The sequence below is a fragment of the Actinoplanes sichuanensis genome, assembly GCF_033097365.1.
GTDB lineage: Bacteria > Actinomycetota > Actinomycetes > Mycobacteriales > Micromonosporaceae > Actinoplanes > Actinoplanes sichuanensis.
In genome coordinates this window covers 7,558,117-7,573,172 of record NZ_AP028461.1, presented here as the reverse complement: position 1 = coordinate 7,573,172, position 15,056 = coordinate 7,558,117, and the positions used below count along the sequence as shown (strand labels likewise).

14 protein-coding genes are annotated in these 15,056 nt (G+C 70.5%); 8 read left to right on the top strand and 6 right to left on the bottom strand.

All coding sequences use genetic code 11. The annotated features are described in order from the left end of the window. Positions 1–60: 60 nt before the first annotated feature. Entirely contained in the window at positions 61–1,365 is a 1,305-nt protein-coding gene (locus Q0Z83_RS34705) for a serine hydrolase domain-containing protein (RefSeq protein WP_317787470.1), read from the bottom strand. Between the two features lie 74 nt (positions 1,366–1,439). Between Q0Z83_RS34705 and Q0Z83_RS34700 the strand changes: the two genes are divergently transcribed. The 3 genes from Q0Z83_RS34700 to Q0Z83_RS34690 all read left to right on the top strand — a co-directional run bounded on the left by Q0Z83_RS34700 (position 1,440) and on the right by Q0Z83_RS34690 (position 3,751). Beyond that, a complete protein-coding gene (locus Q0Z83_RS34700; protein ID WP_317787469.1) occupies positions 1,440–1,889 on the top strand; it encodes an NfeD family protein in 450 nt (149 codons plus the stop codon). Positions 1,890–1,898: 9 nt separating this feature from the next. Next, positions 1,899–2,972 carry an SPFH domain-containing protein gene (locus Q0Z83_RS34695; protein WP_317787468.1) on the top strand — a complete coding sequence of 358 codons (1,074 nt, stop codon included), beginning with the start codon at positions 1,899–1,901 and terminating at the stop codon, positions 2,970–2,972. 110 nt (positions 2,973–3,082) lie between these two features. Further along, entirely contained in the window at positions 3,083–3,751 is a 669-nt protein-coding gene (locus Q0Z83_RS34690; RefSeq protein ID WP_317787467.1) for a hypothetical protein, read from the top strand. Here the strand turns inward: Q0Z83_RS34690 and Q0Z83_RS34685 are convergent. Beyond that, positions 3,686–4,534, bottom strand: coding sequence for a TrmH family RNA methyltransferase (locus Q0Z83_RS34685; RefSeq protein WP_317787466.1), 849 nt, complete (start codon positions 4,532–4,534; stop codon positions 3,686–3,688). The two genes, Q0Z83_RS34690 and Q0Z83_RS34685, sit on opposite strands and share 66 nt — an antisense overlap. A gap of 51 nt (positions 4,535–4,585) precedes the next feature. Between Q0Z83_RS34685 and Q0Z83_RS34680 the strand changes: the two genes are divergently transcribed. Next, the gene (locus Q0Z83_RS34680) at positions 4,586–6,157 is read left to right on the top strand and encodes a flavohemoprotein (RefSeq protein WP_317787465.1); all 1,572 of its coding nucleotides are present in this window, start codon (positions 4,586–4,588) and stop codon (positions 6,155–6,157) included. A 234-nt stretch (positions 6,158–6,391) separates the two neighbouring features. On the opposite strand, the gene Q0Z83_RS34675 is transcribed toward Q0Z83_RS34680, so the two are convergent. Then, on the bottom strand, positions 6,392–6,754 hold the full coding sequence (locus Q0Z83_RS34675) for a cupin domain-containing protein (protein WP_317787464.1): 363 nt from the start codon (positions 6,752–6,754) through the stop codon (positions 6,392–6,394). Between the two features lie 97 nt (positions 6,755–6,851). Next, complete coding sequence (locus Q0Z83_RS34670; protein ID WP_378078808.1) at positions 6,852–7,238, bottom strand: serine hydrolase; 387 nt, start codon at positions 7,236–7,238, stop codon at positions 6,852–6,854. 184 nt (positions 7,239–7,422) lie between these two features. On the opposite strand from Q0Z83_RS34670, the gene Q0Z83_RS34665 reads away from it, so the two are divergent. Next, positions 7,423–7,875, top strand: a complete 453-nt coding sequence (locus Q0Z83_RS34665) for a MarR family winged helix-turn-helix transcriptional regulator (protein WP_317787462.1) — start codon at positions 7,423–7,425, stop codon at positions 7,873–7,875. Here the strand turns inward: Q0Z83_RS34665 and Q0Z83_RS34660 are convergent. Then, on the bottom strand, positions 7,842–9,131 hold the full coding sequence (locus Q0Z83_RS34660) for a hypothetical protein (protein WP_317797189.1): 1,290 nt from the start codon (positions 9,129–9,131) through the stop codon (positions 7,842–7,844). The two genes, Q0Z83_RS34665 and Q0Z83_RS34660, sit on opposite strands and share 34 nt — an antisense overlap. 88 nt (positions 9,132–9,219) lie before the next feature. Here Q0Z83_RS34660 and murD point away from each other — a divergent pair, with 88 nt between their 5' ends. Next, the gene (murD, locus tag Q0Z83_RS34655) at positions 9,220–10,572 is read left to right on the top strand and encodes a UDP-N-acetylmuramoyl-L-alanine--D-glutamate ligase (protein WP_317787461.1); all 1,353 of its coding nucleotides are present in this window, start codon (positions 9,220–9,222) and stop codon (positions 10,570–10,572) included. A 1,056-nt stretch (positions 10,573–11,628) separates the two neighbouring features. Here the strand turns inward: murD and Q0Z83_RS34650 are convergent. After that, on the bottom strand, positions 11,629–12,168 hold the full coding sequence (locus tag Q0Z83_RS34650) for a hypothetical protein (RefSeq protein ID WP_317787460.1): 540 nt from the start codon (positions 12,166–12,168) through the stop codon (positions 11,629–11,631). 471 nt (positions 12,169–12,639) lie between these two features. Between Q0Z83_RS34650 and Q0Z83_RS34645 the strand changes: the two genes are divergently transcribed. Further along, positions 12,640–13,638: a MurR/RpiR family transcriptional regulator gene (locus Q0Z83_RS34645; RefSeq protein ID WP_317787459.1), complete on the top strand. Its 999-nt coding sequence runs from the start codon at positions 12,640–12,642 to the stop codon at positions 13,636–13,638. A gap of 41 nt (positions 13,639–13,679) precedes the next feature. Beyond that, positions 13,680–14,993 carry an extracellular solute-binding protein gene (locus Q0Z83_RS34640; protein WP_317787458.1) on the top strand — a complete coding sequence of 438 codons (1,314 nt, stop codon included), beginning with the start codon at positions 13,680–13,682 and terminating at the stop codon, positions 14,991–14,993. The last annotated feature ends 63 nt before the right edge of the window (positions 14,994–15,056 follow it).

The window sequence follows — 15,056 nt, the reverse complement described above, 5'->3', positions numbered from 1 at the left end:
TCGCGGTGTGGGTGGGGAGGGGTGGTCGCGGTCGGGGGCGGCCCACGGCGTACCGAATGATCAGGCCAGGTGCATGGGGTCGCGGCTGAAGCGGAAGGTGGCGATGTCCAGGCGTTCGGCCTGGCCGTCCGGATCGCGGAGGATACGCAGGACCTCGCCCTCGTTGGGGCCGGAGAGGCCGCGCCAGCGGTCCGGAGCCTCGCGCGCGTAGCGCGTCTCGGCGAACGGCCCGGACATCAGCAGCGTGTCGCCGTCGGGGGTGATCGAGTGTTCGCGGCCCATCCACCACCAGCGACCGCAGATCTCGGCGGCCTCACCCTGTGGCGCGGCCGGTGGGCGCCAGACCGGGACTCCGACCGGTTCGCTGTCCACGGCGGCGGTCAGGGCGTCCAGGCTGACCTGCTGGATGCTGGTGTTGTCGAGGCCGTAGGCGTTGGCGAAGACGACCGCGCCGAGCCGGCTGCCACGATGCACCGCGATGTGCGCGAGATAGCCGGGCATGGAGCCGCCGTGTCCGACGTAGACGCGTTCGCCGACCCGGAACAGTTGCGGCCCGAGTCCGTGCCCGGCGGTCCACGACTCCAGATCGCTGATCACCACCGGCGCGCACATCTCGTCGACCGTCTCCCGGGCCAGGACCGCGGGCGCCGGGTCGGCCAGGAACCCGGCCCACTTGGCCATGTCGGTGATCGTCGACCAGAGCTGCCCGGCCGGGGCCATCGCGCCGGTGTCCGGGCGCGGCTCCTCGTGCAGGGCGCCGCTGAGGGCGTGCACGACATAACCGCGGGCGTACGGCTCCATCGGGTGGTAGCTGGTGCGTTTCATGCCGAGCGGGTCGAGGACCCGTTTGCCGGCCAGCTCACTCCAGGTGGCGCCGGTGACGCGTTCCAGCACGGCGCCGAGCAGGCCGTAGGCCAGGTTCGAATAGCGATAGCGGCGGTACGGCGCACCGGCCAGCTTCTCGTAGGTCAACTCGGCCAGCAGCGCGTCCACGTCCCCGCCCGGATGGCGTTCCCACCACGGGCCGTCCGGTTCGCGCTGCAGCCCCGACACGTGCCCGAGCAGTTGGCGTAGGGTGACGCCGCCGATCGGGGTGCCCGGCAGGTGCCGGTAGAGCAGATCGTCGAGGGCGAAGAACCCCTCGTCGCGCAGTTGCATCACCATCGTCGCGGTGATCGTCTTGGTGATCGAGCCGAGCCGGTACTGGGTCTTCGGGTCCGGGTGCGGTTGTTCACCGGCGCCCGCGAAGTGCAACACCACACGGTCGCGGACGACGGCGAGAGCGAGTGACGGCACCCGGCCGGTGGACTGCGCCCGGGTGGCTATCTCATCGATGCGGCGGCACGTCTCCGGAAGCAACGTCACGCTGTGTCCTCTCCTCCTGACGAACTCATGGGTCTAACTGTTCGGAGCGTGCGCGGACGTGCCACGATCGGGGAGTGGAAGCCGTGTTATGGGTCGTCCTCGCCATTGGTCTCGCGATCGCCGAGGCCTTCACCACCACGTTCCTGGTCATCTTCTTCGCCGCCGGTGCTCTCGCCGCGGCCGGTGCGGCGGCCCTCGGCGCGGACCTGCTGGTGCAGCTGATCGTCTTCGCCGTGGTGTCCGGCATCTCGGTCGCGGCGTTGCGCCCGGTCATCCTGCGGCACGCCAAACCGGCGTTGGAGACGGGGGACCGGCCGTTCGGCATCGAGGCGATCGCGGGCTCGCTCGGCACGGTGATCGAGGAGGTGACGGGCGACCGCGGCATGATCAAGATCGACGGGGAGCTGTGGCAGGCCCGCTCCGTGGACGACAAGGAGACCTTCGTGCCGGGCGACCGTGTCCGGGTCGTCAAGCTGCACGGCGCGACTCTCCTGGTGTGGCACGACGACCTGCCCAATATTTAGGAGCGCGTGATGGAAGTGGTTCTGGCGGTTCTGGGCATCGCGATCGTCATGTTCGCGGTGATCACCCTGGCCAAGTCGGTCCGGATCATTCCGCAGCAGCGGATGGACGTGGTCGAGCGGCTCGGTAAATATCAGCGCACCCTCTCGCCCGGCCTCAATCTGCTGGTGCCGTTCATCGACTCGGTCCGGACCAAGGTCGACATGCGTGAGCAGGTCGTCTCGTTCCCGCCGCAGCCGGTGATCACCTCGGACAACCTGGTCGTCTCGATCGACACGGTGCTGTACTTCAAGGTGGTCGACCCGGTGCGGGCCACCTACGAGATCTCCAACTTCCTGCAGGCGATCGAGCAGCTCACCGTCACCACGCTGCGCAACGTGATCGGTTCCCTCGACCTGGAGCGTGCCCTGACCAGCCGCGACCAGATCAACAAGCACCTGTCCAGCGTGCTCGACGAGACCACCGGCCGCTGGGGCATCAAGGTCACCCGGGTGGAGATCAAGGCGATCGAGCCGCCGCCCAGCATCCGCGACTCGATGGAGAAGCAGATGCGCGCGGAGCGGGAGCGCCGGGCCACCATCCTGAACGCGGAGGGTCACAAGCAGGCGCAGATCCTCACCGCCGAGGGTGAGAAGCAGGCCGCGGTGCTGCGCGCCGACGGTGACCGGCAGGCCCGGATCCTGCAGGCCGAGGGTCAGGCCAAGGCCATCCGGACCGTCTTCGACGCCATCCACCAGGCCAACCCGTCGCAGAAGGTGCTGGCCTACCAGTACCTGCAGTCACTGCCGCAGATCGCCAACGGCACCGCCAACAAGGTGTGGATCCTGCCGACCGAGCTGACCAAGGCCCTGGAGGGTCTCGGTGGCGCGCTCGGCGGCCTGGCCAACATGGCCGGCGATGTGCCGCGCGACGGTGGCCTCGACCCGGCCGCCATCGAGCGGGAGGCGGAGGCCGCCGCGGCCGATGCGGCCGCCGAGGCGCGGGCCCTCGACAACGAGGCTCTGCCGGCCCCGGAGAGCATTCCGCCGGCCGCCGCTCTGGGCGGCGCCGACTACGACGGGGCGGAGCACATCGAGAAACGCTGAATATGTGAGATCGGCCGCAATCCAGGCGCGCGGTGCGGCATGCTCGCAGCAGGATTCCGACCGGTGCCCCCGGCCGCTCGGCTTGTTGCCCCTGCTACTGAGGCGGAGCCATGAGCATCAGCCATCGTCAGACGGCGAGTGGGCGGCCCCTGCGGGTCGCCCCGGCCTGGGTCGGCGCACCGACCCCGGTCGAGCTGGACGGACACCCGATGCCGGTCCGGGACGCGATCTGGATCTGGTCGGTCCGGCGGTACGCCCGGCTCGCCCTGTGGGCGCTGCCGGCCTCGGCGGTCCTCTACGGCTGGCTCACCCTCGGCGTGCAGAGCCAGCCCGGCCCGCTCGTGGTCGGGCTGCTCGCCGGCTGGCTGGCCGTGATCGCGGTGATCGCCCTGGCCGGCCTGCTCGCCGGCTCCCGGACCAGGCGGTGCGCGCTGGCCGGGCTGCTCGTCACGCTGGCCGGCGGCACCATGCTGGTCCCGCTGGCCGGTCTGAGTGAGGCGGCCGTCGAGGAGAGCGCTCCGCTGGCCGCCGGGCACGTCCCGGACCTGCTCGCCGCCGCCGTGGTCATCTCGGCGGCCGGGCTGCTGCTGCTCGGCTGGGCGGTCTTCCGGTCGAAGCTGGTGAACCCGGCCGACGGGGTGCTGCTGATGCTGGCCGCCCTGGCGATGGGCGCCGGCACCACGATGGACCAGCCGGTCCCGACCGTCGGGGCGCTACTGCTGCTGGCCGCCGGAATGGGTTTGGCCTGGACCGGTGGCCGTCTGGTTCCCCGCTCCTAGCTCGTAGAACGCGACGGCGGCGGCGGTGGCCACGTTGAGTGAGTCGACCCCGTTGAACATCGGGATGACCACCCGGACGTCGGAGGCCGCCAGCGCGGTCCGGGTCAGCCCCGGGCCCTCCGCGCCGAGCAGCAGGGCCGGCCGTTCCCGCTGCGCCGGGGTGAGCGCGCGCAGCGACACCGCGTCGGGGGCGGGTGTCATCGCCAGCAGGGTGAACCCGGCCGCCCGGATCGCCGCCAGGGTGCCCGGCCAGTCGTCGGACTTCGCGTACGGGATGGCGAACACCTCGCCCATGCTGACCCGGACCGCCCGCCGGTACAGCGGATCCGCGCAGTTCGGCGACAGCACCACGGCGTCGATGCCGAGAGCGGCCGCACTCCGGAACAGCGCGCCCAGGTTGGTGTGCGTGTTCAACCCTTCCAGCACCGCGATGCTGCGCGCCGTGGACAGGATATCCGAAATGTCGGGAAGTTCGGACCGGTGGAACGACGCCAGGATCCCCCGGTGCACATGGAACCCGGTGATCGACTCCAGCACGCCCGGCGGCGCGGTGTAGAGCGGCGCGTCCGCCGGCAGCCCGGACAGCTGGTCCACGCGTTTCTCGTCGACGAGCGCGGACCGCATCCGGTACCCGGCCCGCAACGCCCGCCCGATCACCAGCTCCCCCTCGGCGATGAACAGCCCGTTCGGCGGTTCCCAGCGGGTCCGTAGCTCGACGTCGGTGAGGGCGCGGTAGTCGCCGATCCGCGGGTCGTCCGGGTCGGTGATGGTCAGTGCGGGCACAACGGCATTATTCGCGGCGTGCCCGGTGGGGCCTGCGGGTAGGGTTCGGTTGTGTCGTCTGGTTCGGGTCCGGGGTCAGATCCGCATCTGCTGTCCCTGCTGCGCGCCATCCGGCTGCGCCAGAACGCTCCGGACGCCGCCGCCGCCGGTGCGGCCGACGCCGCCGCCGCGCTGTCTGAGATCAGCGCGAAGAAGAAAAAGGAGAAAGAGGACACTGAGCCGGAGAAGCCCCGCCCCGACGCCGGCCTGCTCTGGCGCGGCGACCCCGGCGGCACCCTGGGCCGGAGCAGTATGAAGGCGGTTCCACCGGTCGGCGGGGTCAACCCGTCCGGCCCCGCGACACCGGTGCCGCACATCCCGCCGCTCGCCGGGGCGAGACCGATCGGCGCGCCGGGCACCGAGTTCCCGTCCGCACAGAACTATCCGTCGATCCCGCGCCGCTTCCCCGGCCGCACCCTGCCCGGCGCCGGTTCCGGCCCCGGCCGCGACGGCATGGACCCGGCCGACGACGCCGCCCTCCGCGACACCCAGCGCCTGCTCAGCACCAGCCTCACCTTCGCCGGTGGCGCCGACGAGGTGGCCGGCCGCCTGTGGCACGCCCTCCAGCAGGCCCAGCCCGCCCTGCTCGACTCGCTGCCCGGCGCGCCCGACGGCCAGCGCGCCCAACTGGCCCGGGCGATCACCTGGCTGATCCACACCATGGACGATCCGCCCGCCCTGGTCACCGGCTGTTCCGCGGTCGGTGCCGCGCTCGCCGAGTGCGGCATCCAGTGGAACCAGCTGCACCTGGTCGGCGCGGCCCTCGCCGAGTCGATGCGCACCGGGATGGCCCCCGGCGCCTGGCGGCAGGACTTCGACCAGGCGTGGCGCTGGACGTGGCAGCACACCTACGAGTGGATCGTGCACGGGGGGACGCTCACCGCGTACCAGCCGACCGTCTGGGACACCGAGGTCGTCGAGCACGACCTGCGCCGCGACGACCTGGCTGTGGTCCGGCTGCGCCCGTTCCTGCCGATGCCGTACCGGCCCGGCCAGTACGCCCGCTTCGAGGTCCCCGGTGTCCCCGGGATCTGGCGGCCGTATTCGCTGGCCGGGGCCCCACACCGGGACGACGTCATCGAGCTGCACGTCCGTGCCAAGACCGAGACCGGCGTCAGCGGCACCCTGGTCCACCACACCCGCCCCGGCGACCGGATCCGTGTCACCCGCGCCGAGGGTGAGATGGCCCTCCCCGCCGAGCCTGGCCGCGGCGTCCTGATGATCGCCGGTGACACCGGGGTGGCGCCGATGAAGGCGATGCTCGCCGAGCTCGCCGCCACCGCCGACACCCGCCAGGCGGTCCTGTTCTGGGGCGTCCGCGACCTGACCGAGCTCTACGACATCGACGCGCTCACCGCGCTCGCGGCCGAGATCCCGCGCGCCACGGTCATCCCGGTCGTCGCCGAGGGCGACCCCGGGCCGTACCCGTCGGGCCTGGTCACCGACGCGGTCGCCGCCTACGGCGAGTGGTCCCGCCACGAGATCTACCTGGCCGGTCCGCCGCTCATGATCGCCGGGACCAGCGCCGCGCTCCAACAGCTCGGCGTCCCACTCACGCGGATCCACCACGATCCACCCGAATAACCCTCGGCGGTACGCCGTTCACCGCCCCCGACCGCATCCCTCCCCGTCCCGCCGCGCCACGCGAGCGACCACAGCCTCCCGACCGAACGCGCCCGCCGGGCCGAATCCGACCCTCACCGAACAGTCCACGCTGTTCTCTTCAGCCGGCCGGCCCTGGGAGCTGCTCCGGTGGGCTGTCAACAGCACTGACAGCCAGCCGGTCGGGGTGTGCGGGCTGTTTTCGAGGGTGGGGGTTCAGCGGACGGCGTAGCCGGGGATCGACGGCCAGCGCACCGTGAGGACGACGGACTCCTCGGCGGCGTACCAGGAGTGGTCCACCCCGCGCTGCCAGACCACGTAGTCGCCCCGCTTGTCGAGGACCACGGTGCGCTCCGGAAACTCCATGTGGAAGCAGCCGCTGATCAGCACCAGCAGAGCGGTCCGGTCCTCGCCGCGGACCCATTCGGCGCGTCTGTCGCCCCGTGGATGCCGGCCCCACTTGATCTCGACGTCGGTGCTGTGCCGCGGGTCGCCCTCCGGCTTGAAGTGCCCCAGCAACCAGCCCCGGTCGGCCAATGCGTCCGGGTCGGCGTTCCCCACATAGATCTCGTCACCCATCCCGGCGAGGTTACCGCCCGGCGCCCGGCCAGCCCTTCGGCCGGCTCTCCGGGCTGTCCCGAGGCCCGGGAGACAGCGCTGAGAGCCGGCCGGAAGGTCAGCGGGCCCGGAGGACCGCGGCGACCAGTGGGGCGTTCTCCGGGGCCGCTCCGCCGGGGCCGAAAACGCGGCGGGTGTAGGCGTACGTGATGTCGCGGACCGGGTCGGCGAACGCGTTGGCCCCGGCCGTCCCGGAGTGGCCGAAGGCGGACGGGCTGAGGCCCGGATAGCGGGTGTGCTGGATTTCGAAGCCGAGCCCGAAGTGCCCGCGTTCACCGGTGACCAGGTCGACGCCGGGAGAGGAGACGGCGGCGAACTCGGCGAGGACGGTCGGTTCGAGCAGTGGCGCGGTGCCGCCGGTGCCCCAGAGGGCGGCCGCGTACATGTGGGCCAGGCCGCGGGCACCGGCGACACCACCGGCCGAGGACTGGCCGAGAGCACGCATGGCCGGGACGTTGATCCAGGCGGCGAGGCACCGATCACGAACGCGTGGTAGCCGTAGGCGCGGCCGGGTGCCCAGTACGGCCGTTGGCGGGTCAGCCGGTCGACCACGAGCCGGCCACCGGCCTATAGTCACCGGAATATATAGTCAACATGGGTGACTATGAACGACTGTTACCATCTCGCGAATGCGGCGCAGTGAACGGAAACAGCAGGACCCGGACCTCGGGGTGCTCGCCGGCCGGCTCCTCTTCTCGGTGCAGGGCGAGCTGTTCGCCACGCTGGCCGAGCAGGGCCACGCGGGCCTCCGGCCGCAGCACGGCGCGGTCCTGGCCCACCTGGACGTCGAGGGCAGCCGGGCCACCGATCTGGCCCGGCACTCCGGCCAGCACAAACAGGTCGTCGGGAAACTCATCGACGAGTTGGAGACCCTGGGGTACGTGGAACGCCGCCCCGACCCCAGCGACCGCCGCGCCAAACTGATCGTGCCGACCGTCCGCGGCCTGGACCAGATGGAGCGCTCCGACGCGATCGTGGCCGCCATCGAGGAACGCGCCGCCGCCACGGTGGGCGTGGCGGCGTACGCGTCCTTCAAGGCCCTGCTGGGTCAGGTGGCCGCGGCGTCCAGCAGCTTGCGGTAGGCCGCCGGGATGTGGTTCGGCCCGCCCGGAGTGAAGACGTTGGAGTGCGATGCGTCGGCCCACGCCGAGTCGGGCACCGCAGCCCGCAACGCGACCAGCACCGGCGCGTCGTCGGTCAGCATCGAGAGGGCGACCAGGCACTCCTCGGCCTCGCCGACACACTCGAACGGCTTGTGCGCGTCGACCCCGAGCAGCTCCAGGAACCCGGGCGTCTGGGCCGGGTCGGCGAACAGATCGTGCCCGAAGATGTGCGCCAGCCGCTCGCGTGACATGTGCGGTGCCATCGCCAGGAAGACGAACCGGCACTTCGGACAGTCACCGCACCAGCGGGCCGTCGGGTCGTGCAGCTTGAACGCCTTGTTACAGCTCGTGACGACGTCGTCGTACGCGGTGTGACCGGCGAACAGCTGCGCGATGTGCAGCTCGGACAGCGGGCGGAGCAGAGAGAAGTACGGGTCGGTGAGCCCCGCGTAAGCCGCGACGGCGTCCCGCAGCAGCCCCTCCGCCTCGACCCCCTTGGACCACTGGTGGTTGACCTCGTGACCGTTCCAGATCAGGTTGGGATCGGAGGCGGACCGCTCGTTGGACATCACCACCGGCCCGAGCCCGTGCCAGACCGCGGTGGCGATCGAGATCAGCGAGTTGATTGCGGTGACCGGGATGTGCCCGTTCAGTGCGCCGGCCCTGTTCAGTTCGAAGAGCCGCGGGTCGAGTTTGCGCCGGGCGGCCAGCGCGGGCAGGCCGGAGGCGGCGTTCACGTTCTCGATCACCGGGTTCGGGTTGACCGAGAACGGCACCGGGCCGAGCCCGGCCGCCCGCAGGATCTCCAGCGTGACGATCGAGTCCTTGCCGCCGCCGACCGCGGAGAGCGGCCGGCCGGCGGGGGCGTCGGACGGTGTGGTGGCGGGCAGCACACCCGGTGTCTCGACGGTCAGTTCCAACACGTGTGGCAGCCGGTTGCGGTAGGCGTACTCCGCCATGCCCTTGGTGTAGACGGCGGTGAAGAAGGCGGCCGCCTCGACCGGCACCGGTTTCGGCGCGACCACCCGGGCCGGCGCGCCGACCTTGAAGTAGCTCACCCCGGCGACCACGTGCAGCAGGTCGAGCACCCTGGTCAGGGCCTCCGGAACGGCCGGATCGGCGGGCACCGGAAGGGTGATCGTCTCGGTGAACCGCAGCGGCGACGGCCCGTCCAGCAGGTAGTCGAACGTCGCCACCCCTGTCGCCGGATCGAACGCGTACGAGGGGAAGCGCATGACGTCGAACTGCACCCGGAACTCCTGTCGTGAAGGTCGAGGGGCAATATTAGTGCGTCCGAGGACGGCGCGACCCGAGGAGACCAACGTGCGCCTGGCAGACCTGCGGGGCCGATCGGTGGCGGTCTGGGGGACCGGCCGGGAGGGCCGGGCCGCGGTGATCGCGATCGCCCGCCACGAGCCGTCCCGCCTGATCGCGGTCGACGACAGTGCCGGCTACCTGTCCGTCGAGTGGACCGGGGAGCTGGCCGAGCTGGCCCCACTGGCCGGTGGCGAGCACGCCTTCGCGGCCCTGGCCAGTGCGGATGTGGTGGTCCGGTCGCCCGGGGTGCCCTCCACCCACCCGTTCATGATCAAGCTGCGGGAGCGCGGGATCCCGGTCACCGGCGGCAGCGCGCTGTGGATGGCCGAGCACGCCGCGACGACCGTCGGGGTGACCGGCAGCAAGGGCAAGAGCACCACGTCCAGCCTGATCAGCCACCTGCTGACCGCGGTCGGGCGGCCGAACGCCTACGGCGGCAACATCGGCGTCCCGCTGCTCGACATGCCCGAGGCCGAGCTCTACGTGCTGGAGCTGTCCAGCTATCAGTGCGCCGACCTGACCGATTCGCCCCGGGTGGCGGTGGTCACCTCGCTGTTCCCGGAGCACCTCGACGCGCACGGTGGCGAGCGCGAATATTATCGGGACAAACTAAACCTTCTCGGGTACGGACCTGAGCTGATCGTGGTGAACGGGACGGACCAGCGGCTGCGCGACGAGATCCGCGGGATCCTCGACGTGAACCACTTCCCGCCGGTCGCGGCGGCCGCTGCGGACTCCCGGTTCCGGGTCGAGGACGGCCGGTTCTGGTGCGGTGACGAGGCGCTGTTCGAGCGGGACACGTTGCGGCTCAAGGGCCGGCACAACGAGGGCAATCTGTGTGTGGCGCTGGCCGTGCTGGACGGCATGGGCGTCGACGTGCCGGGGGAGCGGGCGGTCCTGGAGGCGGCCGTGCGTGACTTCGCCGGGCTGCCGCACCGGTTGGCCGAGATCGAGGACCCGTCCGGGCTGACGTTCGTCGACGACACCCTGTCGACCAGTCCCTACGCGGCCATGCACGCCATCGAGGCGTACGAGAACCGGCCACTCACCGTATTGGTCGGCGGCACCGATCGCGGCCTCGACTACACACCGTTACGCGATTTCCTCGCCGACCGTGAACTCACCGTGATCGGCCTGCCGGACAGCGGCCCCCGGATCCTGGAGGCGCTGGCCCGGCTCCCGAGGGTCCGCACCGAACCGGCCGAGGACCTGATCGACGCGGTCCGCCTGGCCCGCAAGGTGACCCCAGCCGGCGGTGTGGTGCTGCTGTCCCCGGCGGCCCCGAGCTACGGCCGTTTCCGCAACTTCGAACACCGCTCCGAGGTCTTCGCCCAGGCGGTCCGAGAAACCGCCGAGTAGCCCACCGCCACCGACCTCCGCACCCACCCCGTCCACCCGAGCCCGCGGCCCCGGTCGGTTCCTTCCGTGCCCTTCCGCCTGTGCCCTTCCGCCTGTGGCTGCGCCGCCTGTGGCTGCGCCGCCTGTGGCTGCGCCGCCTGTGGCTGCGCCGCCTGTGGCTGCGCCGCCTGTGGCTGCGCCGCCTGTGGCTGCGCCGCATTTCCGGCGGGCCTTGCCCCGGGCCCCTCTCTGCCGCCCTTCCCTCCCGGCCCCTTCCACCCACCCCTCCGCCAGTTCCCTCAATCCGTGCGGCCCGGCCCTTTCCGGGATCTTGTGAGGCTGGGTGCCGCGGTTGGCTCAACCCTGCAAGATCGCGAAGGGGAGGCGGGGTGCGGCTCTCGCCTCGTCGTGGCGTTTGCGCGATGTTGTGAGGCTGGGTGCCGCGGTTGGCTCAACCCTGCAAGATCGGGAAGAAGGGGGCGGGGGCAGCGGTTCTCGCCTCGCCGTCGCGTTTCCGGGAACTTGTGAGGCTGGGCGCCACGGTTCGCTCAACCCTGCAAGATCGCGAAGGCAATAGGGGCAGCGGTTCTCGCCTCGCCGTCGCGTTTCCGGGAACTTGTGAGGCTGGGCGCCACGGTTCGCTCAACCCTGCAAGATCGCGAAGGCAATAGGGGTGGTGGTTCTCGCCTCGCCGTCGCGTTTGCGTGATCTTGTGATGTGGGTGCCGTCGTTGGCGCAGCCTCACAAGATCGCTGCAGCTCTTGCGGCCACCCTTCCCGCAGACATGCGAGTCCGGGCTGCCGTGGGGGGACCCCACATGATCATGCGGCGGTGCGGCGGTGCGGCGGTGCGGCGGTGCGGCGGTGCGGCGGGGTCGCGGTGCGGCGGTATGACGGTGTGGCGGTGTGGTGGGGTCGCGGTGCGGCGGTGCGGCGGGGTCGCGGTGCGGCGGTGCGGCGGGGTGACGAGCCGCGCTACGGCGGTGCGGTGGGGTCGCGAGGTCGCGGTGCGGCGGTGTGATGGGGCCGCGCTACGGCGGTGCGGCGGGGTCGCGGTGCGGCGGAGCGGCGGTGGGTGTCAGGGCTTCGGTGGGTCGGTGATCACGGTGCGCTGTTGGGGGAAGTAAGCCTGTACGTCGCGGAATTCGGCGGACAGGCCGGTGATCACGGTGGTGTTCACATACTTCGCGGAGCGGATGTCGCCGCCCCGCTCGTCCGGGCAGGGCAGGCCCGGCTCCGGGGCGACGTCCATGCTGGAGGCGCCGCTGCTCGCCCCGGTGATCCGGAAGCCGGTGAGTTCGTGGGTAGCACGGTTCCAGGTGACCACGGCGACCAGGCCGGCGCTGGTGCTGCCCGGGTTGTGGCCGACCTCCACCCGGACGCCCTTCTCGCAGGTCACCGCGTATCCGGCCTCCTTGCCGACGTGATAGGTGAACCGTACCTCCGGGGCGTTGCGGGCCAGTCCGGCCTCGTCCCAGCCGAAGGCCTTGCGGACGTCCTCGCCGTCGATGAACCCGGTGTTGGTGGCCGGGTCGAATCGGATCGCCGCGTGGGCCGGGGCGGGGGCGAGGACGCTGCCGGCGACGATCGCGCCGACGAATACGGGAAGCAGTCGCATGCCCTTTTCTCCTGATTTGTGAAGCGATCATTCGATGCTTCCACGGCGCTCCGCGGGCACTGACCAAAGGGCAGATTTCCGGCCATTCGGATGAGCCAGGCACCCACTTTCGTGGTCTGAGCGGCGGGTGGCCCGTACCGGAAATTTTTTTGATCTTGTTTCCTGCGTGACGGAGAGGTTTCGCCGCGTCACTGAGATCGTCCGAAAGACCCACCTCGTGGTGGCCGAATGGCCATCTCGCGCTCAACCAATGGATGGGTTGAAAACGGTCGTAAATCGGACATGTGATGGCGGTCACGTCGTTTCGGCCATTTGGGGATCGATGGCTGTCATGCGCCGCCGCCGAAACACGCGTTCATTCGCCCTGGCCGGTAACGGTTTTGAAAACTTCCTTCACAGTCTTGACAGTAGGGGCCCTTTAGTAAGAACTTTTACCGCGACAGTAAACAGTCCTTCCTGAAAGGGTGACCGATGGCTGAGCCGGAGATGGACGGCACCGCGTCGACCGCGGTCGCCGACTCGCTGGTTCGCGGCGCCGCCCGGATCGGGAGTGACCACGGGGGCGAGCGAATCACCACGAACGGCGTGAATCGCGCACCGGCTGACGGGGTGCTCGCTCGTGTCAGGACGCTGCTGCCGGACTTCACCGGGGCGCTGCAGCGGGTCGCCGAGCAGGTGCTCGCCGATCCGGCCGCGGCCTCCCGGGCCACCATCGTCGAGTTGGCCGAGCGCAGCGGAACCTCGCCGGCCACGATCACCCGGTTCTGCCGGGCGGTCGGTTTCGACGGTTACGCGGACCTCCGCCTCGGCATCGCGGCGGAGACCGGCCGGGCTCGCTCGGCCGGCTGGACCGTGGACATCGGCCGTGAGATCCAGCCGAACGATCCGCTCGAACGGGTCCTCGGCCAGATCATGGCGGCCGACACGCGGGCCATGCACGACACCGCCACGCTGCTGGACCTGGGCGAGGTGGAGCGGGCCGCGGTGGCGATAGCCGCCGCGCAACGCGTGAACATCTTCGGCGCCAGCGGAAGCGCGTTGGTCGGCGAGGAGATGCAGTTCAGTCTGCATCGCATCGGCATCCCGGTGTGGGCCTGGACCGACGTGCACAACGGTCTGGCCAGCGCCGCGCTGTCGCGGCCCGGCGACGTCGCGCTCGGCATCTCGCACAGTGGCGAGACCGGCGAGACGATCGAGCTGCTCGCGGAAGCGAACAGCCGGGGCGCCACCACGATCGCGCTCACCAGCTTCCCCCGATCCCCGCTGGCCGAGTTGGCGGACATCGTTCTGCTCACCGCAACCCAGGCGACGACCTTCCGGCCGGACGCGCTCAGCGCCCGCCACCCCCAGCTTGTCGTTCTCGACCTGCTGTACGTCGCCGTCGCGCAACGAACCCACGAACGTTCGCACGCCGCGTTCCAGCGCACCGCGCAAGCGGTGCACGGGCACAAGGCCGTGAAGGACAGCTGATGAAACCCTTTTCAAAGAATGAAATCCCTTCGGGAGGAAAAGTGAAGCGCAAGATCGCGGTCGCCGCGGCGCTCGCCGCGTCGCTCTTCGGGACCGCAGCCTGTGGCGGCACCAGCAGCGACGACGGCGCGACCTCGGCCAACGGCCAGGTCGACGGCAAGGGCAAGACCATCAAGGTCTGGCTCATGGTCGACGCCGAGACCTCCTGGAAGGCCGTCGTCGACGACGCCTCCAAGCGGTTCACCGACGCCACCGGCGCGCAGGTCACCGTCGAGTACCAGCAGTGGGCCAACCACCTCACCAAGCTGGACGCCACCCTGGCCGGCCAGGACGTCCCGGACGTGGTCGAGCTCGGCAACACCGAGTTCTCCAAGTACGTCTTCTCCGAGGGCTTCGCCGAGCTGAACAAGGGTGACTTCGAGAACTCCGGCACCTGGCTCTCCGGCCTCTCCGGTGCCTGCGAGTCCGACGGCAAGGTCTACTGCGTGCCCTACTACGCCGGTGCCCGCGTGATGATCTACCGCACCGACCTCTTCCAGAAGGCCGGCATCACCGACGCCCCGAAGACCTACGCCGACCTGCTGGCCGCCGCCGACAAGCTGCAGGCCGGCAACGCCGCGGACAACAAGTTCAGCGCCTTCTACATGCCGGGCCAGTACTGGTACGCCGCGATGTCCTGGGTCAAGTCGACCGGCGGCGAGATCGCGAAGAAGGAGGGCGACAAGTGGGTCGGCCAGCTCTCCACCCCGCAGTCGCAGGAGGGCCTGCAGAAGTGGGTCGACCTGACCAAGAAGTACTCCAAGGCTGACGTCACCAAGAACGAGAACGAGCAGGCCGGCATCTTCTCCCAGGGTTCCGGCGGCATCTTCTACGGCAACGCCTGGGAGCAGGGTGTGGCCGAGGAGGTCCGTAAGGACCCGAACGACCCGACCTCTCCGCTGGTCCCGACCAAGGTCAAGGGCAAGCTGGCCGCCGCGCCGCTGCCGGAGGTTCCGTCCTTCCTCGGTGGCTCGAACCTCGGCGTGACCGCCAAGAGCCAGAACAAGGAACTGGCCGCTCAGTGGATCAAGGCCTTCACCGACAGCAAGTCGATGGAGGGCCTGGTCAAGGGCGGTGCGCTGCCGAACGCCACGAGCCTGCTGGACAAGGCCGCGACCGACAACCCGAAGATCGCCCCGGCCGCGCTCGCCGCGAAGAGCAGCTGGTTCCCGCCGAACGCCCCCAAGTGGGCCGACGTGGAGAAGGCCTCCATCCTCCAGACCATGCTGACCGACATTCTGACCGGCAAGAAGTCGGTCGCCGACGGTGCCAAGTGGGCTGACGAGCAGATCGCCACGACGCTCAACGAGGCCTGATGACCCGTGCCGCCCGCTCGTCCTTCTGCCGGGCGGGCGGCACACCCCCTCCTCACGGTGGAA